This window comes from Coriobacteriia bacterium (assembly GCA_014859305.1).
Classification (GTDB): domain Bacteria; phylum Actinomycetota; class Coriobacteriia; order Anaerosomatales; family Kmv31; genus Kmv31.
In genome coordinates this window covers 40,034-62,455 of sequence record JACUUM010000004.1, presented here as the reverse complement: position 1 = coordinate 62,455, position 22,422 = coordinate 40,034, and the positions used below count along the sequence as shown (strand labels likewise).

The window sequence follows — 22,422 nt, the reverse complement described above, 5'->3', positions numbered from 1 at the left end:
GAGTCCCGCCCTAGTCGACGATGCCCACGAGCAGCCAGCGGTTCGTGAGGCGGTCGTAGGCGAGGTCGTAGACGCCGCCGCGCGCGAGCACGCGGAAGCAGCGGCGGCTCACGCGCTCCCGAGGGTCCCACCACGCGCGCTCGACCGCCCAGGCCTGCGCGAGCGCGTCGACGCGGTATCGCCGTCCTCCCCAGGAGAACATGGCCGGCACCCGCCTCTCGCCGTCCCATTCGACCTCGACCTCGCGCTCGACGCGCTTGCCCGGCGCCGCGCCGTCGCAGCCGGGCAACTCGGAGCCGCGCACGACCCAAGGGCTGCGCAGCAGCTCCATGACGACCGGCAGGCGCCCGCGCTTGTCGCCGAAGAGGTCGGCGGACTGACCGCGCGTGTGCGTCCGGTAGCGTTTGATGGCGGGGTTGCGGCCCATGCGAGGTCTTTCACGCGAGGGGAGGCGGCGGGGTCCGGAGGCGCCGGCGGTCCTGGTGCGCGTCCCCCGGGCCCGGGACGAGATTGTACCCGAACACGTGTTCGATAGACAACTTCGCGCACCCGGGCGGCGGACCCCCCTCCGACGGCGGCGTTCCTACCAGCCCAGGAGCGGCAGCGCCCGCGCGAAAGCGCCGCCGGCGGCCAGGGCGATCGCGATCGTCATCGCGACCACGAGAGCGGCCTTTCGCACCCCCAGCTCCCGTCCGAGGACCGCCACCGTGGAGATGCACGGGATCGCGAGCGTGTTCACGAGCGCGTAGACGAAGACGTCGCTCCGCGACATGAACCCGAGCAGGTCGTGACCCGTGGCACCGAACCGCGCGATGGCGAGCGTGGCCAGCAGCTGCAGCGCGAGCTCCTTGCGCAGCAGCCCGAACAGCAGCGTGAGCCCCGCGACCGCCGGCAGACCCAGCCAGCCCTCCACGACGGGCTCGAGGGGGCCGGTGAGCGCCCACAACCGGTCCGTCTCGTAGAGGCCGCCGAGCACCAGGCTGCCGACGATCACGATCGGCGTGGCCACGAAGAGGAACTCGCGGAACCGGTCCCACGCCTTGCGCAGGACCGGCCTCCACGCCGGACGCCGGAACGGGAAGACCTCCATCACGAGCCCGCCGCCGCGCCCCGGCATCCAGCGGTCGAGCGCGAGCCCCACCCCGAACGTCAGCACCGCGGTGACGGCGAAGACGCCGGCCGCCGGCGCCCAGCCGAGGAAGCGCCCGGCGGCGCCGAGGATCACGGCGGAACGCGCGCTGCACGGAACCATCACCGCCAGCGTGGCCGCGATCGTACGCTCCCGGCCGTCGCCCAGCGAGCGGGTCCCGATGACGGCCGGCACGTTGCAGCCCGCCGCGGCGACCAACGGGATCACCGCGCGTCCGTGCAGGCCGAAGCGGTGCATCACCCTGTCCGCGAGGAACGCCGCGGACCCCAGGTAGCCGCTGTCCTCCAGCAGGGCGAGCATCACGTAGAAGGTCAGGATGTACGGCAGGCCGATCGAGAGAGAGGCCTCCACGCCCGCGTCCAGCCCCCACAGGAGCGTGCGCCCCAGGATGCCTTCGCCTGCCGTGGCGTGGACGGCCGCTTGGATCGGCGGGGACGCGGCGGCGCTCCAGAACGCCTCGAACCCCGTCGCCAGGGCGCCCCCGACGACGAACAACATGCCGAAGACGCCTGCCAGCATGGCCAGCAGAATCGGCACGCCCGTCAGCGGCGAGGTCGTGATCGAAGCCAGCGTGCGACGGCGTGCGGGCGGCGCGTGCGAGACCGCCCCCTCGGCGAAGCGGCGGGCCCGCGAATGGCGCTCGCGGGCCAGCTTCGCGGCGATCGCGGCGCGGCCCCCAAGGGCGATCCGTCCTCTGACGAGCAGCGCCGCCGCAACCGTCTCCCGCCCGCCCGGCAGCGCCGCCGTCGCCGTCAGGACCGGCTCCCTGCCTTCCACCGCCTGCAACGCCAGCGCGCGTGGCGGCAGCCCCCAGGGCCTCTGAGGCATGCGAGCGGCGGAGGAGGCGACCTCGGCCAGCGCCGTCTCCACCTTCGCGTCGTACCGCGGGAGAGGGTCGGACCATCCGCTCTCGGCGGCCCGGAGCGCTGCGTCGAAGAGCTCCGCGACGCCCGTCCCCTGGACCGCCACCGTCGGCACCACGGGCACGCCCAGAGCCGAGGCGAGCGCGTCGGCGTCCACGGCCGTGCCCGAGCGGGCCGCCTCGTCGATCAGGTTGAGCGCCACGACGACCGGCGCGCCGGCGTCGCCCAGTTCGAGGACGAGCGCGAGGTTTCGGGCGAGGTTGCCGGCGTCGACGACCACGACGACGGAGTCGGGGTGTGCTTGCAGGAGCGCCTCGCGTGCGGCTACCTCGGCTTCGTCTCGGCCCAGTAAGGAGTAGGCGCCCGGCAGGTCGACGATGCGGACCCGGCGCTTACCCGCCTGCGTCTCGGCGACGGCGACCTCCAGGGTCGTGCCCGCGTAGTGAGCGGTCTCCACCCGCGACCCGGTCAGCTGATTGAAGAGCGTCGATTTACCGACGTTCGGGTTGCCGGCGAGCGCGACCGTCAGCGTCATCTCTTGCGGCGGCCCATCCCGAGGCGGCCCTTGCCCGCGGGCCGCACGAGGATCTTCGCCGCGACCTCGCGGCCGAGCGCGTACTGCGACCCCGCGACGTTGACGAGCAGGGGGCCGCGGAACGGAGCGACCTCGCAGACCTCGACCTCACGACCCGGGAACATCCCGAGAGACGCGAGGTAGGGCAGCAACTCGTGATCGTCCTCGGAGACCTGCACGATCTCCACGCGTTGACCTCCGCCGCTCTCGCACAGCGGTACGCCCTCGACCTCGCGCACCTCTCCCGCCGCGGTCGGGATCGGGTGTCCGTGCGGACAGGACTCCGGGCGCTCCATGAACGCCTCGAGGGCCTCCATCACCTTCGGCGACAGCGCGTGCTCCAGACGGCAGGCCTCGTCGTGCACTTCCTCCCACGACAAGCCGAGGACGTCGACGAGGAACCGCTCCGACAGCCGGTGTCGCCGGATGATGTCCAGCGCCTCCCGGCGGCCCTCCTCCGTCAGCACGACGGCACCGTCCGGCCGGGTGATGAGACCGCGGATCTCGAGGCGCTTGAGCGCGGACGTCACGGTCGGTCCCGAGACGCCGAGCGCCTCCGCGATCTGCGTCGGCCTGACGTCGCCCTTCTCGGACAGCTTGTAGACGAGCTCGAGGTATTCCTCCATGGTAGCCGATGGCATCGCCACTCCTTCTGAAAGGCGTCGCAGTACGATTAGTATAACCTAAGACCTCCCGATCCGGCACCGCGGGCACCGAAACGGCGTTCCGTCCGCTCAACCCCCGCGGGCGCCCGTTCGGCATACATCCACGACCGGTGGTCAGAAGTGTCCGCAATCTCGACGAAAGCCATTGACCGCCCGTGCGGGCCGGGTGTAGCGTATGGCTCGTCCCAAGAAGCCGGACTGAGCGAGTCTCGAAAGCCAGCGTACCAGTAGCTGCCGGCGAGGGGCCCGACCGAAAGGCAGACGCGAGTCTTCCTGGGCGGAGGGTACCTCAAAGGCGTGAAACGGGAAGCTGGGGAGTAAGGACACCGCGGGCGAGGTTTCTTGGGACACTCTCGTTCCTCGGGACCCACCTCCGGACCGCATCCGCGGACGCTGACCACGGGTCACCGCGCCCGCGGGCGATCCGGTTCCCTACGCCTTCCGGTACGCGATGCGAGCCACCGGCGACTCCCACACGGCGACCTCGGTCACCGTCACGGTGGGAGCCACGCGTGCCTGCAGCGCCTCGAAGATCACGCGCGCGAGGTTCTCGGCCGTGGCGTTGAGGCCGTCGAAGGGCGGCACGTCGTTGAGGTACGCGTGGTCGAAGGGATCCAGCACCGCCGCGAGGTCGTCCTTGAGCGTCTTGAAGTCGTACACGATCCCGATGTCGTCGAGCGCCTCGCCACGCACCGTCGCCTCCACGTCCCACGTGTGGCCGTGGAGCTCGCGGCACTCCCCTTCGTAGCCCCTGAGAGCGTGCGCCGCGTCGAAGTGGCCGCGCACCGTCAGGTCCCACGACCCGCCCGGCGGCTCCCGTCTCATGTCCGCGGCTTCGGCCCGGGCGCCGATGGCGCGGTTGGCGAGCGCGTCCGCCTCGGCGTTGTCCTCACGCCGGACGTGGACGACGCTCGTTTCCTCGATCGCGGCGAGCAGCTCGGTCGCCCGTTCGTACAGCGGGCGCAACCCTTCGTTCCTCACGCGGTACTCGCCGGACAGCTGCCGGACCATCAGCTCGCTGTCGGAGCGGACGTCCAAGGCGCGAACCCCGCGGGCGAGCGCGGCCTCGAGGCCGTCGATGAGGGCCTGGTACTCCGCGGCGTTGTTCGTGGATACGCCGAGGAACCTCCCCGCGGAGGCGACGATGCTTCCTTCCGGGTCCCGCAGCAGGTACGCGGAGGCCGCCGGTCCGGGGTTGCCCCTGGCCGCCCCGTCCGTGAACAGCGTGTGACGGCTCACGCGGAGCTCCCCCCGCGCCGCACGACGAGCAGGCGGCGGCAGTTGGGGCAGCGAGCGACGTCCTCGCCCGAACGCAGGGAGTGGAGCTTCTCCGCGGGCAGCTGGACGCGGCACGCGCTGCAGGTGTCGCCCTCGAGCACGCCCACTCCTATCCCGCCCTTGGAGGCGCGCGCCTCCTCGTAGGCGTCGAGCGTCTCCGGGTCGAGCGCCGCCGCGAGCGCCTCGCGCTCCCGGTGCGCGCGGTCGATGTCGTTCTGCAACTCGCCCCCCTTGGAGGTGAAGGCCTGCGTGAGCTCGCCCTCGCGCGCGTCCAGCGCCGTCAGCGCGCCGTCGATGCGCGCCAGCTGCCCCTCGGCCTTCTCGACCTTCTCCATCACCCGGAGCTCCTCGATCTCCAGCTTGTCCTTGCGCCGCTTCAGCGCGTCCATCTCGCGCGTGATGTTCTGCACCTCTTTGGGATTGACGACCTCACCCGACATCACCCTGGCCTGCTCGGAGCCGATCTTGGCCTCGACCCCTGAGGCTTCATCCTCCAAGCGGGAGAGCTCGCTGCGCAGCCCGCCGAGGAACTCCTCGGCTCGCCCGCGGAGCTGCTCGACCTCGCGGCGCTTCTTGCGCGCATCGAGTATGGCGCGCTTCTCGGGCAGCTCGTCCAGGCGCTTGCGGGTCCGGACCTCGACGAGGTCCGCCTCCTGCAGCCTGACGAGCGTCTCGGATCGCTCCACGCGGTTCTCCCCGCTCCCCTCGCGGCTCACGGCGACCAGTACAGCGTTCCCGGCGCGTCCACGTGGACCGCCGTGGTCCCGAGCGACGGAGTCGCGCGCACCGCCTCGGCGAGCACGGTCACCATCGGCCACTCGCTGGCGTCGTGGCCGACCTCGATCACGCACAGACCCGCGGCCACGGCGTCCAACGCGTCATGATACCTCAGCTCGCCCACCAGGAACGCGTCGGCGCTCGAGGACAGCGCCGCGCCCAGGAGCGAGCCCGCGGACCCGTTCGCCACGGCGACGGTCTCCACGAGCCGCTCGGGCTCGCCGAGCGCGCGCGGCGCCACCTGCAGCCTGCATGCGACGTCGAAGACGAGCTCCTGCAGGGTCCGGCCGCCGGTGGCGCACAGACGTCCCATCCGCGCGGCTCCGCGGGCGGTAGAGGACTCCTGCACCATGATGAGCGGCTCGTCGTAGGGGTGGGCCGCTGCCGCCGCCGAGGCTACGCCCGGACCGCTTCCGCGCGGGGCCACCATCTCCACGCGCGACTCGGCCACCCGCTCCTCCCGCCCGTGCGTCCCGACCGACGGGGAGGAGCCGCGCAGCGGCGTGTAGCGGCCGATGCCGCTGCCGCAGAAGGCGCAGCCCCCGTAGAGGCCGATGCGCCCCGCGCCTGCCGCCGCCATGGAGTCCACGACTGCGTCCTCGGCCTCCGGGGGGACGAACACGGTCACGACGTCGACGGGCTGGAGCCCGTCCTCCAGCGGCCGCAGCACCCGCAGCCCGAGGACCGCCGGCAGCGCCTCCGCGCCGGCAGGCGAGCGGTCGAGGTTGGTGTGCGCGCAGGCGAGCGCGACACCGGACTGCAACGCGGGCAGAAGCGGGCTCGCGGTCTCGGTCGGTCGAGGCCCGGGCCCCAGGTAGGCCGGGTGATGCGTCACGAGCAGGTTCGCGCCCGCGGAGGCCGCGCGCTCGACGGCGTCGACCGTCGGGTCGAGCGTCACCAGCACGCCCGTGACCTGCGCGTCCGCCCTCCCCGCCAGCAGCCCGACCGCGTCCCACGGCTCCGTCCACTGCGAGGGGAACCGCTCCTCGAGCACCCCCACGACATCGGCGATCGTAGCACCGCTCATCGGCGTGCCACCCCCATCGGGATCTCCTCGATCCGGCGTCCACGTACGACGGCGATGCTCTCGTACCCGGCCGCGCGCAGCAGCTCCTCGGCCGCGTCCAGCCGGAAGCCGACCTCCAGGGGGTGGTGCGCGTCGGATCCGGTCACCACGCTCACTCCGGCTCTGCGGCAGGCGGCGAGGAAGTCGAGCGAGGGGTACGCCTCGCCCACCGGCTTGCGCAGCCCGGCAGTGTTCACCTCCACCGCCACGCCCGCGCCCGCGAAGACGGACGCGGCTTCCTCGTACAGCGGCAGCGCGTCGAAACCCGGGCGATGCCCGAACTTCTTGACCAGGTCGGGATGCGCCATGGCGTCGAAGAGACCGCTGCGGGCCGCCGCGCAGAGCCGGCCGAAGTAGGCGCGCCACACATCCCCCGCGTCGCGGCGGTCCCACTCGCCCGCCAGGCGCGGGTCGTCGAAGGCCCAGCCGTCGAGGAAATGGACCGACCCCAGGACGACGTCGAACGGGTACGCCGCGACGGCGTCGCCGACGCGCTCCTCGGCCCCCGGCAGCCAGTCGGCCTCGATGCCGAGGAGGACCTCGGGTCCGCCGGCGGAGCGCATGCCCTCGGCGGCGACCAGCACCTCGGAGACGTAGGCCTCGAGCTCGTCGGCGCCCATGGCGTAGCCGGGGTCGAAGCCCGGGGGAAGCGGCAGGTGGTCGGTGATCGCCACGACATCCAGGCCCGCGGCGCGAGCGGCCTCGGCCATCTCCGCGGCGGTGCCCTCCGCGTGTCGGCACAGCGACGTGTGCACGTGCAGGTCGACCCTCATCGCGCCTCCCTCAGCACCCCGCCGCCGAGCACGCGCTCTCCCGCGTAGCATACGACGGACTGCCCTGGTGCCGCGCCGACCACCGGCTCGTCGAGCGCGATCCGCAGAGTCCCGTCCTCGCCGAGCCGGATCAGCCCGGGGACCGGGCGGGCGCGGTGGCGGATCGCCACCCCCCCTCGCTCGGCGGCCCCCGCGCGCCAGACGACGTCGTCGGCCACCAGCTCGCGCGCCTCCAACTCGCGCGCCTCGCCGACGACGACGGCGTTGCGTTCGGGCAGCAGGGCGACCACGTAACGCCTCCGGTCGGCCCCGCCGCCGAGCCCACGGCGCTGCCCGACCGTGTAGCGCGCGAGCCCGCCGTGCTCGCCCACGACGCGGCCAGCCGTATCGAGCACGGGACCCGGGGTCAGCGCACCGGGATACGCCTGGGCCACGAACGCCCCGTAGTCGTCGTCGGGCACGAAGCAGATCTCCTGGCTGTCGGGCTTCTCGGCGGTGGGGAGCGCCCGTTCGGCTGCGATCCGGCGCACCCGGTCCTTCGTCAGGCCTCCGACGGGGAAGCGTGCGAGCGCGAGGTGCTCGGAGGTCATGCGATACAGGAAGTAGCTCTGGTCCTTGCCGGCGTCGGCGCCGCGCACCAGCCAGCGCTTCCCCGCGGGATCCTCTACGATGCGCGCGTAGTGCCCCGTCGCGAGCCCTTCCGCCCCCGCGGCGAGACACCGCCGCAGCAGCTCGTCGAACTTGACCCGGTCGTTGCAGGCGACACAGGGGTTCGGCGTCCTCCCGACGGCGTAGGCCTCGGCGAAGGGCGCGGCGACCTCGCGCGAGAACGTGTCGCGGAAGTCCATCGTGTAGTGCGGGATGCCCAGGGCGTGGCACACCCTCTTCGCGTCCCGGGCGGCGGCGGCCGAGCAGCAGCCGCTCTCGGCGTCGGGTGCCGCGAGCAGCCGCATGGTCACGCCCACGACCTCGTGGCCCTCCTCCACGAGCAGGGCGGCCGCAACCGAGCTGTCGACGCCTCCGCTCATCGCGACGAAGAGGCGGGCCAAGGGGACTACTCCTCGCCATGCGGGTCGAAGTGAGGGTCCTCGGAGCGTATGGGTCCCGCGATGGGCTCGCGTCCCTGCTTGACCAGGTAGTCGTCCACGGCCTTCTTCAGGCCGTCGGTCGCCAGGACGGAGCAGTGCATCTTGACCGGCGGCAGGCCGCCGAGCTCGTCCGCGACCTGCTGCTTGGAGATCCTCACCGCGTCGGCGAGCGACATGCCCTTTGCCATCTCGGTCACGATCGACGAGGTCGCGATCGCGGCCCCGCAACCGAGCGTCTGGAACTTGATGTCGTCGATCCGGTCGTCATCGACCCTGATCGTGATCTTCATGACGTCGCCGCAGACGGGGTTGCCCACCTCGCCCACGCCGTCCGCGTCCTCTATCACGCCGACGTTGTGCGGGTTCGCGAAGTGCTCCATGACCTTCTCGCTGTACATGCCTCTCCTTCTCGCGTGGCGGCGTGCCGGCGCCGCTAGCTCCGCCCGAACATCCTCGCGTAGACCGGCGACATCGCACGCAGGCGCTCGACGATCGGCGGCAGCGTCTCGACGAAGTACTCGACATCCTCCTCGGTGGTGTACCTCCCCACGGTGACGCGCAGCGACCCGTGCGCATGCTCGGGCTTGCATCCGATGGAGAGCAGCACGTGGCTGGGCTCCAGTGAGCCCGAGGAGCACGCCGATCCCGTGGAGACCGCGATGCCCTTGGCGTCGAGCTGGAGCAGCATCGCCTCTCCCTCCACGCCGAGGACGATCAGGTTCGCGATGTTCGGCAATCGCTCCTGCGAGTCGGCCGCCGACAGTCGCGTGTTCTCCATGGCCAGGACGCCCTCTGCGACCCGGTCCCGCAGCGCCTCCAGCCGGGGCGCCTCGGCGGTGCGTTCCTCGTCCATGATCCGCAGCGCCTCGGCGAAGCCCGCCGCGCCGGCGACGTTCTGCGTGCCGGACCGCTTGCGGAACTCCTGACCCCCCCCGCGAAGCAGCGCCGCGAACGGGGTTCCTCGCTTGAGGTAGAGGCCGCCGACGCCTTTGGGGCCGTAGACCTTGTGGGCGGAGAAGGAGGCCGCGTCCACACCGAGGGCACCGACGTCGAAGGCCACTTTGCCGAGGGACTGCGCGGCATCCGTGTGGAAGTACGCGCCGCGCTCGTGCGCGACCTCGGCCAGGCGGGCGATCGGCTGCAGCGTGCCGATCTCGTTGTTCGCGTGCATGATCGAGACGAGGACGGTATCGTCACGCAACGCCGCGGCCAGGTCCTCGGGGTGGACCACGCCGTCCTCGTGGGGCTTGAGATAGGAGACCTCGTACCCGTGCTTCTCGAGCCAGTGCGCCGGCTCCAGCACCGCGTGGTGCTCGAACGCCGAGACGACCACATGGCGGCCCTTCCGCTCGCTCGCCGCGGCGGTGACCCCGAGGAGCACCGCGTTGTCCGATTCGGTGCCGCCGCCGGTGAAGAGCACTTCGTTGGGACTCGCGGCGCTGATGGAGGCCATGACGCTCTCCCGCGCGTCCTCGAGGGCCTTGTGGGCGTCGCGGCCCAGCGCGTAGAGACTGTTCGGGTTGCCGTAGCGCTCCGTGTGGAAGGGCGCCATCACCTCTACGACGCGGGGGTCCACCGGGGTGGTCGCCGCGTAGTCCAGATACACCAGCCGCTCCACGCCGATCACGCTCCCTTTCCCGCGTCGAGACGCGTCTGCGCCGAGGCCAGATCCGACAGCGTGGTACCCTGCAGCACGCCCCGCAGGCCGTCCGCCGCCCTCTCCCACACGACGGCGGCGGCGCACGCGTGGCTGCGGCCGCACTCGCGGTCCGGCGAGCACAGGGTGGGCACGAGCGGCCCCTCGAGAGCCTCGACGGCGTCGAGCACGGTGATCGCGTCCGGGTCCTTCCCGAGCTCGAAACCGCCCCTGGCGCCGCGCACGGACGTGACGATGCCCGCGCGGCGCAACGAGACCAGCAGCTGCTCGAGGAAGTTCGCCGGGACGCCCTGGCGCTCCGAGATCTCCCGCACGCTGATAGGGCCTGCGCCGTGACGGCACGCGAGGTCGATCAGCGCGAGGAGACCGTACTCGCTCTTCGCCGTGAGCCGCATGCCGCCCGTCCTCGCAGTCGCCGCCGTAAGGTGAATCCTTACCGAATAGGTAAGGTTTAAAACGCGACGGCGGGCATGTCAAGCCTGGAGGTGCTTCCCGCGCTCGCCGAGACGCGTGAAGCGGCAGCTCGGTCCGGGCGCGGCTCAGCCGGCTTCGGCCTCCGGAGCCGCCGAGCGGATGATCGACAGGACCTCGCCCACGTCGATGTTGGCGATCGGGACGAGCAGCACGACCGCCTGGGCGTGGTCGATCGTCCCGTGCTCCACCAGCGCCCGGATCTCTTCGAGGTTCTCGACGGCGATCGTCCGCATGAGGTCGTACAGGCGCCGTTGCCGGATGGCGACCTTGAAGACGTCGGCGGTCTGCTGGCCGTCGACGATGAACAGCGCCGTGGAGTCCGGGCCCGCGACGGTCTCCCGCCGGTTCGCGACCTCCGAGACGTAGTGGCTCGCGGCCGCGAGGGAGACCGGCCGCTCGATGGCGCGCGTGAGGATCGACAGACCCGAGGCGGACTTCCACATCCCCTCGCCGCTCGTCGCGAAGCCGATCGCAGCCCCGTCGGCCTCTACCCGCGCGCGGAACTCCCGCCTCAGCCGCGCCTCCTGCTCGTCTCGGGCTCTCGGGACCGAGAGGACGACCTCCGGCACGGCCTCCGTTCCCGCCCCGGTGTGGACCTGGGGCGCGGCGCCGACGAACTCGCGCACGTCGGCGCCGAGGGCGTCCTTGGCGTCCATGGTGAGCAGCTCGGCCAGGCGCGGGTTGCTGACCTCCAGCTTCAGGCCGAAGACGTCGAGCACGGCGAAGCGGGAACGCTCCTGTCGCTCCTCGGTCGTGCCCTCGTCCTGGTCGGGGGGGCCGGCCGGGACGGTATCGTCCTCCAGCATCGCAGGCTCCCTTCCGCGCGGTCGGAACAGCCCCGCCCATCTTAGCGCAATCGGAGGGCCTGGCCGACGGACAAGTGGTCCGGGTCGCCGCGGGTCCACCCGCTCGACCCGCTCCGGCGGCCCGCGTCGCCGTTCGTCGAATCGAACACAGCGTCGCTTGTCGGCCGGGCCGGCCGGTGCTAGATTCTGGTTCCGTCTCTCCTCGGACCCCCCGCGAGAGGGTGCGAAGCGGCAAGAGGACCCACGGCCGACAGCCACAGGGTGGCGAGGGCCCTCTGGGTCTTCCACGGACGGTGAGGCCCCGCTCTCCGGTCGGGAGGACGGGGCCTCGCGACCGCCCGAGGAGAAGGCCTACGGCATCGCCTTCAGCAGGTTCGCCATCTCGATGGCCGACAGCGCCGCGTCCCATCCCTTGTTGCCGGCCTTGGTGCCTGCCCGTTCCACCGCTTGTTCGATCGTGTCGGCGGTGACGACGCCGAAGATCACGGGGACCCCGGTGTCCAGCGACGTGGAAGCCACGCCCTTGCTCACCTCGGCGGCTACGTACTCGAAGTGCGGGGTCCCGCCTCTGATCACCACGCCGAGAGCTATCACGGCATCGTAGGCGCCCGAGGCAGCCATACGTTTGGCCGCCAGCGGCAGCTCGAAGGCGCCGGGCACCCAGGCGACGTCGACCGCTTCCGGCGCCGTCCCGTGGCGCGCCAGCGCGTCGCGGGCGCCGTCGAGCAGACGCGCGGACAGGAGCTCGTTGAAGCGGCTCACGACGACGCCGATCTTGAGGTCGGTGCCGATGAAGTCGCCTTGGTACGTCGCCATCCGGTCACTCTCCTTCCGTCAGGGACCCTCCGGGGCGGCCCGGGGGGAGCGTCAGGGTGTGGGCCATCTTGTCGCGCTTCGTGTGGAGGTACTCCAGGTTGTGCGGGCATGCCGGTACTTCGAGCGGGACCTGCTCGACCACCTCGAGCCCGTATCCCTCGAGCCCGACGATCTTGGTGGGGTTGTTCGTCAGCAGCCTCATCGAGGACAGGCCGAGGTCCGCGAGTATCTGCGCGCCGATGCCGTAGTCGCGCAGGTCGGCAGGAAAGCCGAGCGCCTCGTTCGCCTCCACCGTGTCGTGGCCGCGCTCCTGGAGCTCGTAAGCCCTGAGCTTGTTCGCCAGCCCGATGCCGCGGCCCTCATGACCGACGATGTAGAGGATGACCCCGCGCCGCTCGCTCTGGATGAGCCGCATGGCCTCTTGCAGCTGGGACCCGCAGTCGCAGCGCAGGGAGCCGAAGACGTCGCCGGTGAGGCACTCGGAGTGCACCCTGACCAGCACGTCTCGCGCACCGGAGACGTCGCCCGCCACCAGCGCGATATGGGTCGCGCCGTCCAGTACGGAGGTGTATCCGTAGGCCGTGAAGTCCCCGTGCGCCGTAGGCAGGAATACCGTGGAGCTGCGCTCCACGAGGCGCTCCGTCCGCCGCCGGTAGCGGATCAGGTCGGCCACGGTCACCATCTTGAGACCCCGCTCCGCCGCGACGCGCTCGAGCTGCGGCCGCCGGGCCATCGAGCCGTCGGCGTTCATGATCTCGCAGATGACGCCCGCCGGGTACAGCCCCGCGAGGCGCGCCAGGTCCACCGCCGCCTCCGTGTGCCCGGCGCGTTCGAGCACGCCTCCGGGCTTGGCGCGCAGCGGGAAGACGTGGCCGGGCATCGAGACGTCCTCCGGACCGGTGGCGGGGTCGATCGCCGCCTGGATGGTCGCGGAGCGGTCGGCGGCCGAGATGCCGGTGGTGATGCGTCCCTTGGCCCCGATCGAGACGTGGAACGCGGTCCCCTGCGCGGAGGTGTTGGTCTGCGTCATCGGGGGTATGCGCAGCTCGTCGAGCCGCTCGGCGGTCAGCGGCAGACAGATCAGGCCACGGCCGTTGGCGGCCATGAAGTTCACCGCCTCGGGCGTGACCTTCTCGGCGGCCATGACGAAGTCGCCCTCGTTCTCCCGGTCCTCGTCGTCGACCACGATGAGCATCCGCCCCGCCCGGATCTCGTCCAGCGCCTCGTCGACGGAGGAGAACGGCGTGTTCGCGCAGTGGGCCACGTCAGCCCTCACCTGCCCTCCGTGAAGTCCCGCAGCATCTCGCCCAGCCCGCGGCGGGTCTCGCCGGCGGACTCCTCGGCTCCCTCGTACAGTGCGACGTAGCGCCTGACGTACTTGGCGAGCATGTCGGCCTCCAGGTTCACCGGGGAGCCGATCGCCTTCTCCTTCAGCGTGGTGACCTCCTCGGTGTGCGGCACGACGGCGGCGGTGAAGTCGGTGTGTCGCAGGGAGGCCACCGTCAGCGAGATGCCGTCCACCGCCACCGAGCCCTTCGGCACGAGGTACTCGGCCACGCCCGCGGGGGCGCTGAACGTGTACACGGTCGAGTTGCCGGCCGGTAGCCGCCTCTCGAGCCGCCCGACGCCGTCGACATGCCCGGTGACGAGGTGCCCGCCGAGGCGGTCGGAGAGCCGGAGCGCACGCTCCAGGTTCACCTTCCCCGCCTGCTGAAGGCGGCCCAGCGTGGTCACCCTCAAGGTCTCGTCGCTCACGTCGGCGAGGAACGCGCCGCGGATGAACTTCACGACGGTCAGGCACACCCCATCGACCGCTATCGAATCGCCGATCGACATGTCGCGCCCGAACTCGGGAGCGTAGACCTCCAGCCGGACCCCGCCCGGGACCCGCTCGACACGCGTGATGACGCCCTGCGACTCGACAAGTCCGGTGAACACGGCGTGCTCCCTTCCTTTCCGCGCGGCCTACCCGGCCGCGCGCCTCTCCCAGACGGTGACCGCGTCGGGACCGAGAACGCCGGTCTCTACGCAGCGCATCTCCCTCTCCAGCCGCCCGTGCGCCTCGCTGCCCTGCCCGAGGTACAGCACCGGGGCCGAGACGCCCCCTACGCCACCGGCATGAACCAGGATGAGCCGGTCGACGAGATCGTCCTCCCACGCCGAGGTGAACAAGCCGGGTCCGGCCTCGAGCAGGACGCGGGAGAGCCCGCGCCCGCTCAGCGCGCGAAGCGCGCCTAGGAGGCCGTCCGCGCGCGGGTACGTCTCGCACTCCACACCCGACGCGCTCAGCGCGTCGCAGCCGCTGGGGCGGTCCTCGGGGATCAGAACGAGCGACGGGCCGAGCCCGGGGTCCAGCACCCGCGCGCCGGGCTCGGGACAAGCCGTACGGCACACGACGACGCGAAGCGGCTGGCGGGCCGCGGGGACGCCGCCCTCGTCGCGCACGGTGAGCAGCGGGTCGTCTGCGCGCTGCGTGGCGGCCCCCACCGCGACGGCGTCCGCTGCCGCGCGCAGTCGCATCGTCAGGCGAGCGGCCTCCGGACTCGAGATCGCCGTCCGCCGCTGCGCTGCGAGCGCAGGCCGGCCGTCGAGCGTCAGGGCGACCTTCACGTCCAGCCACGGCAGGCCGGTGCGTGTGCGCTTCAGCCACGCCTCGTTCAGCTGCTCGAACGGTCCCGGGTCCTCGGCGAAGCGCACCTCGACGCCCTCGTCGCTCAGCGCCTGGGCGCCGCCGCCTTCGACGTCCGGGTTCCGGTCGGGCATCCCGATGACCACCTCGGCCACCCCTGCCGCGACAAGCGCCTCTGCACACGGCGGCGTGCGTCCGTGGTGGTTGCAGGGCTCGAGGGTCACATAGGCGGTCGCTCCGCGCGCCCGCCCGCCGGCCGCCTCCAGCGCGACGGCTTCGGCGTGCGGCGCCCCCGCGCGCTCGTGGAAGCCCTCACCGACCACGGCGCCTTCGCGGACGAGGACGCACCCGACCATGGGGTTCGGGGACGTCGCCCCTCGTCCTCGCTCCGCGAGGCGGTAGGCTCGGGCGAGCATCGGCTCTGCCACGGACGCGGCGGGGTCGCTGAACAGGCGCATGCGCGCGACGACCTTCCTTCTCCCATCCGGACTGTCACCGTCGGCCCCGGGATTCCACCGGGTCTGCCCCTTCGATCGGGGCTCGCGGGCTCTCACCGCCGGTGGGGACTTCCACCCCGCCCTGAAGAAAGCGCATATGAGGATACCACACGGCTAGAGCGCCGACTCACCGGCCTGCCGGATCGCCGCGAGCGCCGCCGCGGGGTCGCCGTCTCCGAACACGGCGTTGCCGGCCACCAGGACCCGGGCGCCCGCCTCCACCACCAGCGGCGCGGTCGCGACGTCTATGCCGCCGTCGACCTGGATGACCGGGGCGGCCCCCTCGTCGGCGCACAGTTCCGCGATCTCGCGAACCCGTTCGACGGACCGCGGGATGAAGCGCTGGCCGCCGAAGCCGGGGTTGACGCTCATCACGAGCACGAGGTCGGCGTAGCCGACGGCGTCCCGGAGCGAGTGCACGGGCGTGGCCGGGTTCAAGGTGACGCCGGCGGAGGCCCCCGCTTCCTTGACCGCTCCGAGCGTTCGGTGCAGGTGGGTGGAGGCCTCGACGTGCACCGTGACGATGTCCGCGCCGGCGTCGAGGTACCATTCCACGGTGCCGTCGGGGTCCGCGACCATGAGGTGGACGTCCAACGGCAGCGAGGTGACTCGCTTCAGGGCGCGCACCACCGGCGGTCCCACGGTGACGTTAGGCACGAAACACCCGTCCATGACGTCCACGTGCACGAGGTCCGCTCCGGCCTCCTCGGCCAGCGAGACGGCCTCGGCGAGACGCGTGAAGTCCGCCGCGAGGATCGACGGTGCGAGCACCACGCGCTCACCTCCGAAGACGGACGGGTCGATGCTCACCTGCGCTCCCCTCCCTCGAGCAGCCCCATGCCGTGCATCTCGTCGACCGCCGTGCGCGTCATCAGCTTCTCGACGGCCTCTCGCGCCGGCAGCCCCTCGTACAGGATACGCCTCACGAGCGAGGTGATGGGCAGCTCGACCCCGTAGCGGCCGGCGAGCTGCCCGATCGTGAGGGCCGCGGTCGTGCCCTCGGCGACCATGCGCGTGGACGCCTCCCACTCCGCCACCGTACCGCCCTTGCCGACCGCCTCGCCGACCGAGCGGTTCCTGCTGTGGCGCGAGGTGCACGTAGCGATCAGGTCGCCCATGCCCGCCAGCCCCATGAAGGTCAGCTGCCTCGCTCCGGCAGTCTTGCCGAGCCGGGACATCTCCGCGAGCCCGCGGGTCATGAGCGAGGCCTTCGTGTTGTCGCCGAAGCCCAGACCGTCCGATATCCCCGCCGCCACGGCGATCACGTTCTTGGAGGCGCCGCACAACTCCACGCCCACGATGTCCGGATTCGTGTACACGCGGAAGAACGGTGTCATGAACGCATCACGGACGAAGGCCGCGAGCCCCTCGTCGTGCGCGGCGGCGACGGTGGCCGACGGGATGCCGCGCGAGACCTCCTCGGCGTGGTTGGGGCCGGAGAGCGCCGCCAGTCGTTCCGGCCCGCCGAGCTCCTCGGCGAGCACCTCGGTCATCCGCAGCAGCGTCCCGCGCTCGAGGCCCTTGGCGAGGCTGACGACGGGCACCTCGGAGGACAGGAGCGGCCGCAGCGCACCTGCTGCTTCTCGCACGCCGTGGCTGGGCGTGACGATCACGACGAGCTCGGCGCCCGAGGTCGCCCGGGCGAGGTCCGAGTACGCCCCGACGGTCTCGGGCAGCAGGACGTCCGTGAGGTAGCGCGGGTTCCGGCGCTCCGCCTCGATGGCCTCCGCGGTCTCGGGCCGCCGCGCCCACAGCCGCACGTCGTGGCCCTTGCCGCCGAGCATCCAGGCGACGGCCGTCCCCCACGAGCCGGCTCCCACCACCGCGACGGTCCGCGTCACCGCTCGCCTCCGCTCTCCCTGGTCGCCCTCCTCCAGACTACCTTACGTTCCTGTCCCCGCGCGATGCGCGCGATGTTGCCGCGATGCCTCCACGTCAACAGCGCCGCGGCTGCGACCGCGAAGGGCAGCGCGCCCGGCACGTCCCTGTAGAACAGCCCCACGACACCCGGATAGAGCAACGCGATCACCAGCGAGCCCGCGGAGACCATGCGCGTGAGAGCCACCACCACGGCGAACACGCCGAGGAGTATCGGGACGGCCAGCGGCGTGACGACGAGCAGGACCCCTGCGGCGGTGGCGATGCCCTTGCCGCCACGGAAGCGCAGGAAGGGCGTGTACGTGTGGCCGAGGACGGCGGTGAGGCCCGCCAGCACCGGCAGGGCGGCCGAGACCCCGGCCGGCGCCGCGCCTGACGCCTGCCAGGACACGGCCGCGGCCGCGTACGGCGCGGCCAGGACCGCGACCGCCCCCTTCACGACGTCGAGCACCAGCACCGCGACTCCGGCCGCCGGCCCCAGGACACGCCATGCGTTCGTCGTGCCGACGTTGCCGGAGCCGTGCTCCCGGATGTCGATGCCCCGGTGGACGCGGCCGACGATGTAGGCGACCGGGATCCCGCCCGCCAGGTACGCGATCAGCAGTGCGGCCAGGATGCCCGCCATCCCGTAGGTCACGGCCGCTCCTTGGCCTTGAACCTCAGGACGACCGGCGTCCCGGTCAGGTCGAACCGTTCGCGCATCCGGTTCTCCAGGTAGCGGCGGAAGCTGTCGTCGGCCAGCTTGGGCTGGTTCGCGAAGAACGTGAAGACGGGCGGCTTGGTGCCGGTCTGGGTGACGTAGTTGACCTTGAGCGTGCGGCCGCCCTTGGAGACGGTGTGACCGACGTCGCGCAACTCGGTCAGCAACTTGTTGAGCCGGCTGGTCGGGATCTCGGAGACGTACGACTCGTAGACCGTGTCCACGGCCTGCAGGACACGGCCGACCCCTCGGCCCGTGAGCGCGCTGATCCGCAGGACGGGCGCGTAGCCGACGAACCCGAGCTTGCGCACCAGATCGTCGTAGACCTCCTCCTTCTCCTCGGGCGTGGCCAGTGCGTCCCACTTGTTCAGCAGCACCACGAGCGCGCATCCCCGCTCCTCGGCGAAGCGCGCCACGCGCTGGTCGCCGTCGGTCACGCCGATGGTGGCGTCCACGACCAGCAGAGCCACGTCGGCGCGGTCTATCGCGCGCATCGCGCGCACGAACCCGTAGTACTCCACCGACTCGTCGATCCTGGCCTGCCTGCGGATGCCGGCGGTGTCCACTAGCCGGTAGCGGGCGCCGTCGCGCTCGATCACCGTGTCCAGCGCGTCGCGGGTCGTCCCCGGAACCTCCGACACGATGGCGCGCTCCTCGCCCACCAGGCGGTTGAGCAGCGACGACTTCCCCGAGTTCGGTCGCCCTATGATCGCGACGTCGACCCGTCCGGCCTCCTCGGCGGCCTCCAGGTCGGGAAGGGCCGCGACGACCGCGTCGAGGAGGTCGCCCGAGCCGTGACCGTGGGTGGCGGATACAGGCCGGGGCTCGCCGAGACCGAGGGCCCAGAACTCGTGGACGGCCTCCTCCCGCGACGGGTCGTCCATCTTGTTCACGGCGAGGAAGACCGGCTTGCCGCTGCGCTTGAGGATCCTGGCCACGTCCTCGTCGGTGGTGGTCACCCCGGTCTTGCCGTCGACGAGGAAGACGATCACGTCGGCCTCCTCGGTCGCGGCCATGGCCTGCGCGCGGATGGACGGGGCGAAGACGTCCTGGCGCCCGAACTCGATGCCTCCCGTGTCCACCAGCATGAAGTCGCGCCCGTTCCAGTCGGCGCGGTGGTAGCTGCGGTCGCGAGTGACGCCGGGCGCCTCGTGCACGATCGCTTCCGAGGCCTGCGCTATGCGGTTGACCATCGTCGACTTGCCCACGTTCGGCCTGCCGACGACCGCCACGAGCGGCAGCGCCATGCCTCACGCCTCCCGGTACCGTCCGACGATGTCCGCCAGGCGCTCCGCGAACGCCCGCCCCTCGCTGGGCACGACCAGGACGTCCCTGCCCGTCTCGGCGGAGAGGGTGTCGGCCGCATCGCCCCGGTGCTCCAGGTCGTCGAGGAGGAGCCCGTCGGAGTTTACCACTACGTCGGGGACGAGGTACGGGCCCGGCCCGGCGTGTCCGCGGACACCGCCGAGGACGTCCCCCCTCCCGAGCAGACCGGCGACGGACACGTTCCCCCCGAACAGCGAGTTGGCGACCGGCAGGACGTCCGCCGCGGCGCCCAGCGCCCTGAGCGACGGTGCCACGCGACGCAGCAGCGGCGCGAACAGCGCGCCGGTGACCAGCGTGACGGGCACGGGCCGCCCCCCGCTGGACTCGGCATGGGCCTCGCGGACCGCGTCGCGCACCTCGTCGACGAACGCCCGCGACGGACCGACGCCGTTCTCGTACTGGGGGAAGCCGTCGTACTCCGACCAGGGCGGCAGCTCGATGCCGGCGCCGAGGTAGAGCTCGTCGGCGGCCTGCACCCAGGTCTCACCCCTCTCCACGCGCGTGACGGCTTGCCAGGATCGCAGCCTGTCAAGGACCGCCGCGGCTCGAGAGGGGTCCTCATAGGAGGAGGTGAACCGGCTCTGGTGTGCCGTGTAGCCCATCGGGACGACGCCCACGGAGAGCACGCGGTCGCGCCGCGATGCCCACGACAGCGTCTCGTCGAGCTCCTCTCCGTCGTTCAGGCCCGGGACGAGGACCACCTGCAGGTGGACGTCGATCCCCCCGCGCAGGAGCCGATCGAGGTTCCCCAGCGCTCCGTCCCCGGCGGCGGGAGACATCAGGCGGCGCCTCACGGCGGTGGTGACCGCGTGGATCGAGACGTACAGCGGGCTCAGCTTCTGGGTGAGTATGCGGCGAACGTCGGTGTCGTCGAGGTTGGTGAGGGTGATGAAGTTGCCCTGCAGGAAGGAGAGACGGAAGTCGTCGTCGCGCACGTACAGCGAGGGCCGCAGACCCTGCGGGAGCTGGGAGATGAAGCAGAAGGCGCATGCGTTGGCGCACTCCCGCACGCCGTCGAAGAGCGCCTCGGCGAACAGGACCCCCCACTCCCCGCCCTCGCGGCGCATGCGAACCGTGCGCTCCGCGGCACCTCCGGTCACGCGGAGCGAGACCTCGCTTCCCGAAGCGTGCCAGCGCCAGTCCAGCACGTCGCGCAGCGGGCGGTCCTCCGCAGCCAGGATGCGGTCGCCCGGGCGCAAGCCGGCGCCCTCGGCGGGCGACCCCGGCGCCACGGAGGCGATCAGACCCCCGCGGGTGCGGCTCTCACCCATGCCCTCCTCCGAACGATTCGACCGCGCGGACCACGCCGGACACCTGCTCCTGGGGCGTCGAGGCACCGGCCGTCACACCCACGACGCGAGCGCCGGCGAACCAGCCCGGGTCGAGCTCGTCGGCGGTCTCGACGTGGTGCACGCGGTCGTTCACCGACCTGCAGATCTCGGCCAGCCGGTTGGTGTTGCCGGAGTTGTGCCCCCCTACCACGACCATGACGTCGACGTCTCTGGCGAGCTCCTCGGCGGCGCGCTGGCGCTTGGCGGTGGCGCTGCAGATCGTGTTGCATACGCGCAGCTCCGACACGCGGGGGAGCAGCGCGGTGACGACCTCGTTGAGCCTGGAGAGGGACTGCGTCGTCTGAACCACGACTCCCACCTTGCGCGAGGGAAGCTTGTCGGGCAGGTCCTCGGCGGCCTGGACGATGAGCGCCTCTCCGGGCGCGTGGGCCATGATGCCCTCGACCTCCGGGTGCTCCGCCTCGCCCACGATGACGACGGAGTAGCCCTGCTCGGCGAGCTCGCGAGCGCACTGATGCGCGGCGGACACGAACGGGCACGTCGCGTCGACGACGTCGAGACCCTTCTCGCGAGCGGCTTCGATGATCGCGGGGTCGACCCCGTGGGAGCGGATCACCAGCGTGCCGTCGTCGGCCTCGTGAAGGCACGCGGCGACCTCGACGCCCTTCTCGCGCAGCGCCGCGACCGCCTGGGGGTTGTGGATCAGCGGCCCCAGCGTGCGCACCCTGCCCCCGGCCTCCGCCGCCTCCTCGGCCAGCCGCAGCGCGCGCTCGACCCCGTAGCAGACCCCCGCGTACCGCGCGACCTCGACGCGCACTAGACCCTCCTCGCTTCGTCGAGCGCGGCCCCGATCCCGGCCATCAGCTCCGCGGTCATCGCCGAGACGCGTTCGCGGCTCCCTCCGGCGAAGGCGCCCGGCTCGATCGGCTCGCCGTAGGCCACCGAGATCCGCGGAAAGCGCACGGAGCGCACGCCCGGAGGCCGCACCCCGCCCGTACCGTCGATGCCCACCGGTACGATCGGGGCGCCCGTGCGCATCGCAAGGAACGCCGCCCCCTCCTGACCTTGCCCGCCTCCCTCTCGGACGCGCGTCCCCTCGGGGAAGATACCCACCGCCCAGCCGCCTTCCAGACGCCGGCTCGCCTTCGCGATCGCCCCCCTGTCGGCGGTATCCCGCCGCACCGGGAACGAGTGCAGCGCCCGCAGGAGCCACCCCAGCACGGGGATGGCGAAGAGCTCCGCCTTGGCCATGAAGCTCACCGGACGCCACAACCCCGCCGGGATCACGATCGGGTCGAGGTACGACACGTGGTTGCCCGCGAGGATGACGCCGCCCGCGCGCGGCACGTTACCCTGCCCGACCCAGCGGATGCGGAAGAACGGGCGCAGGAGGGCCTGCGCGAGGAACCAGCACGCGCGATAGAGCACGTCAACGCCTCCTCGCCCGCTGCGCCAAGCCGACGACGCGATCGACGACCTGTTCCACGCCGGCTCCCGTGGTGTCTATCCGTACGGCATCGGCGGCGACCGCGAGAGGGCTCGCGGCCCGGCTGGAGTCCGCGGCGTCCCGGGCCTCCAGGCGCTCCAACACGTCGCGGGCCTCCGCCTCGTGCCCGGCCGCCGCATGCTCGGCGTGGCGCCTGCGGGCCCGCTCCCCGGGCGCGGCCGAGAGGTACACCTTGACCTCGGCTTCCGGGAACACGACCGTGCCGATGTCGCGGCCCTCAACCACCAGGTCGTCGCTGCGGCCCAGGCGGCGCTGCTCTCGGACCATCGCCTCCCGCACGCCCGGTGCCCGCGCGACGGCGCTGACGGCCGCATCGACCTCCGGCGTGCGGATGGCGGCGGTGACGTCCTCGCCGTCGAGGATGACGGCAGCGGGCAACGGCTCGCCCGGAGCGTGCGCGAACGCCACCCGCGACGCCTCCGCCAGGGAGGCGAGCGCCGCCTCGTCGTCCAAGGGGGTCCCGGTCCGCAGCGCCTTCAGCGCCACGGAGCGGTACATCGCGCCGGTGTCCAGGTAGTGCAGCCCGAGGCGTCGGGCGACGGCCTTGGCCACGGTCGACTTGCCCGAGGCGGCCGGGCCGTCTATGGCTACGATCATCGGCGGGAC

Annotated in this window: 24 protein-coding genes, 1 pseudogene and 1 riboswitch; all 25 genes and pseudogenes read right to left on the bottom strand. The window is 72.0% G+C overall.

The window, feature by feature from the left end:
* Nucleotides 1-10: 10 nt before the first annotated feature.
* The 25 genes and pseudogenes from IBX62_01540 to IBX62_01420 all read right to left on the bottom strand — a co-directional run bounded on the left by IBX62_01540 (nucleotide 11) and on the right by IBX62_01420 (nucleotide 22,413).
* Nucleotides 11-427 (bottom strand): hypothetical protein, encoded by a 417-nt coding sequence (locus IBX62_01540; GenBank protein MBE0475773.1) that lies wholly within the window; start codon nucleotides 425-427, stop codon nucleotides 11-13.
* A gap of 156 nt (nucleotides 428-583) precedes the next feature.
* Nucleotides 584-2,548, bottom strand: a complete 1,965-nt coding sequence (gene feoB / locus IBX62_01535; GenBank protein MBE0475772.1) for a ferrous iron transport protein B — start codon at nucleotides 2,546-2,548, stop codon at nucleotides 584-586.
* Entirely contained in the window at nucleotides 2,545-3,228 is a 684-nt protein-coding gene (locus IBX62_01530) for a metal-dependent transcriptional regulator (GenBank protein ID MBE0475771.1), read from the bottom strand. The genes feoB and IBX62_01530 overlap by 4 nt, the downstream gene beginning before the upstream one ends.
* Before the next feature lie 456 nt (nucleotides 3,229-3,684).
* Nucleotides 3,685-4,077, bottom strand: coding sequence for a 6-carboxytetrahydropterin synthase QueD (queD, locus tag IBX62_01525; protein ID MBE0475770.1), 393 nt, complete (start codon nucleotides 4,075-4,077; stop codon nucleotides 3,685-3,687).
* Between the two features lie 24 nt (nucleotides 4,078-4,101).
* Nucleotides 4,102-4,491, bottom strand: a pseudogene (locus IBX62_01520) (ribonuclease HI family protein).
* The gene (locus IBX62_01515) at nucleotides 4,488-5,216 is read right to left on the bottom strand and encodes a hypothetical protein (protein ID MBE0475769.1); all 729 of its coding nucleotides are present in this window, start codon (nucleotides 5,214-5,216) and stop codon (nucleotides 4,488-4,490) included. Before IBX62_01515 ends, IBX62_01520 begins: the two are co-directional and overlap by 4 nt.
* A 26-nt stretch (nucleotides 5,217-5,242) precedes the next feature.
* Nucleotides 5,243-6,334: a Nif3-like dinuclear metal center hexameric protein gene (locus tag IBX62_01510; GenBank protein ID MBE0475768.1), complete on the bottom strand. Its 1,092-nt coding sequence runs from the start codon at nucleotides 6,332-6,334 to the stop codon at nucleotides 5,243-5,245.
* Nucleotides 6,331-7,146: a histidinol-phosphatase HisJ family protein gene (locus tag IBX62_01505; GenBank protein ID MBE0475767.1), complete on the bottom strand. Its 816-nt coding sequence runs from the start codon at nucleotides 7,144-7,146 to the stop codon at nucleotides 6,331-6,333. Before IBX62_01505 ends, IBX62_01510 begins: the two co-directional genes overlap by 4 nt.
* A complete protein-coding gene (mnmA, locus tag IBX62_01500) occupies nucleotides 7,143-8,174 on the bottom strand; it encodes a tRNA 2-thiouridine(34) synthase MnmA (GenBank protein ID MBE0475766.1) in 1,032 nt (343 codons plus the stop codon). The genes IBX62_01505 and mnmA overlap by 4 nt, the downstream gene beginning before the upstream one ends.
* Nucleotides 8,175-8,200: 26 nt before the next feature.
* The gene (gene nifU, locus IBX62_01495) at nucleotides 8,201-8,632 is read right to left on the bottom strand and encodes a Fe-S cluster assembly scaffold protein NifU (protein MBE0475765.1); all 432 of its coding nucleotides are present in this window, start codon (nucleotides 8,630-8,632) and stop codon (nucleotides 8,201-8,203) included.
* A 35-nt stretch (nucleotides 8,633-8,667) separates the two neighbouring features.
* The gene (locus tag IBX62_01490; GenBank protein MBE0475764.1) at nucleotides 8,668-9,852 is read right to left on the bottom strand and encodes a cysteine desulfurase; all 1,185 of its coding nucleotides are present in this window, start codon (nucleotides 9,850-9,852) and stop codon (nucleotides 8,668-8,670) included.
* Nucleotides 9,853-9,857: 5 nt separating this feature from the next.
* Complete coding sequence (locus tag IBX62_01485; protein MBE0475763.1) at nucleotides 9,858-10,286, bottom strand: Rrf2 family transcriptional regulator; 429 nt, start codon at nucleotides 10,284-10,286, stop codon at nucleotides 9,858-9,860.
* A gap of 144 nt (nucleotides 10,287-10,430) precedes the next feature.
* Nucleotides 10,431-11,171 (bottom strand): hypothetical protein, encoded by a 741-nt coding sequence (locus IBX62_01480; GenBank protein ID MBE0475762.1) that lies wholly within the window; start codon nucleotides 11,169-11,171, stop codon nucleotides 10,431-10,433.
* A 351-nt stretch (nucleotides 11,172-11,522) separates the two neighbouring features.
* Nucleotides 11,523-11,987, bottom strand: a complete 465-nt coding sequence (locus IBX62_01475; protein MBE0475761.1) for a 6,7-dimethyl-8-ribityllumazine synthase — start codon at nucleotides 11,985-11,987, stop codon at nucleotides 11,523-11,525.
* A 4-nt stretch (nucleotides 11,988-11,991) separates the two neighbouring features.
* A complete protein-coding gene (locus tag IBX62_01470; GenBank protein ID MBE0475760.1) occupies nucleotides 11,992-13,251 on the bottom strand; it encodes a bifunctional 3,4-dihydroxy-2-butanone-4-phosphate synthase/GTP cyclohydrolase II in 1,260 nt (419 codons plus the stop codon).
* Nucleotides 13,252-13,259: 8 nt separating this feature from the next.
* The gene (locus IBX62_01465) at nucleotides 13,260-13,925 is read right to left on the bottom strand and encodes a riboflavin synthase (protein ID MBE0475759.1); all 666 of its coding nucleotides are present in this window, start codon (nucleotides 13,923-13,925) and stop codon (nucleotides 13,260-13,262) included.
* Between the two features lie 27 nt (nucleotides 13,926-13,952).
* Nucleotides 13,953-15,074 carry a bifunctional diaminohydroxyphosphoribosylaminopyrimidine deaminase/5-amino-6-(5-phosphoribosylamino)uracil reductase RibD gene (gene ribD / locus IBX62_01460; GenBank protein ID MBE0475758.1) on the bottom strand — a complete coding sequence of 374 codons (1,122 nt, stop codon included), beginning with the start codon at nucleotides 15,072-15,074 and terminating at the stop codon, nucleotides 13,953-13,955.
* A 10-nt stretch (nucleotides 15,075-15,084) separates the two neighbouring features.
* Nucleotides 15,085-15,207: riboswitch (FMN riboswitch) on the bottom strand.
* Nucleotides 15,208-15,227: 20 nt separating this feature from the next.
* Nucleotides 15,228-15,887, bottom strand: coding sequence for a ribulose-phosphate 3-epimerase (locus IBX62_01455; GenBank protein MBE0475757.1), 660 nt, complete (start codon nucleotides 15,885-15,887; stop codon nucleotides 15,228-15,230).
* 32 nt (nucleotides 15,888-15,919) lie between these two features.
* Nucleotides 15,920-16,954 carry an NAD(P)-dependent glycerol-3-phosphate dehydrogenase gene (locus IBX62_01450; protein ID MBE0475756.1) on the bottom strand — a complete coding sequence of 345 codons (1,035 nt, stop codon included), beginning with the start codon at nucleotides 16,952-16,954 and terminating at the stop codon, nucleotides 15,920-15,922.
* Nucleotides 16,951-17,616 carry a glycerol-3-phosphate 1-O-acyltransferase PlsY gene (gene plsY / locus IBX62_01445; GenBank protein MBE0475755.1) on the bottom strand — a complete coding sequence of 222 codons (666 nt, stop codon included), beginning with the start codon at nucleotides 17,614-17,616 and terminating at the stop codon, nucleotides 16,951-16,953. The genes IBX62_01450 and plsY overlap by 4 nt, the downstream gene beginning before the upstream one ends.
* Nucleotides 17,617-17,624: 8 nt before the next feature.
* On the bottom strand, nucleotides 17,625-18,938 hold the full coding sequence (gene der, locus IBX62_01440) for a ribosome biogenesis GTPase Der (protein MBE0475754.1): 1,314 nt from the start codon (nucleotides 18,936-18,938) through the stop codon (nucleotides 17,625-17,627).
* A 3-nt stretch (nucleotides 18,939-18,941) separates the two neighbouring features.
* A complete protein-coding gene (locus tag IBX62_01435) occupies nucleotides 18,942-20,288 on the bottom strand; it encodes a DUF512 domain-containing protein (GenBank protein MBE0475753.1) in 1,347 nt (448 codons plus the stop codon).
* Nucleotides 20,281-21,126 carry a 4-hydroxy-3-methylbut-2-enyl diphosphate reductase gene (locus tag IBX62_01430; protein MBE0475752.1) on the bottom strand — a complete coding sequence of 282 codons (846 nt, stop codon included), beginning with the start codon at nucleotides 21,124-21,126 and terminating at the stop codon, nucleotides 20,281-20,283. The genes IBX62_01435 and IBX62_01430 overlap by 8 nt, the downstream gene beginning before the upstream one ends.
* A complete protein-coding gene (locus IBX62_01425) occupies nucleotides 21,126-21,737 on the bottom strand; it encodes a 1-acyl-sn-glycerol-3-phosphate acyltransferase (protein MBE0475751.1) in 612 nt (203 codons plus the stop codon). The genes IBX62_01430 and IBX62_01425 overlap by 1 nt, the downstream gene beginning before the upstream one ends.
* A 1-nt stretch (nucleotide 21,738) precedes the next feature.
* A complete protein-coding gene (locus IBX62_01420) occupies nucleotides 21,739-22,413 on the bottom strand; it encodes a (d)CMP kinase (GenBank protein MBE0475750.1) in 675 nt (224 codons plus the stop codon).
* Nucleotides 22,414-22,422: the final 9 nt, after the last annotated feature.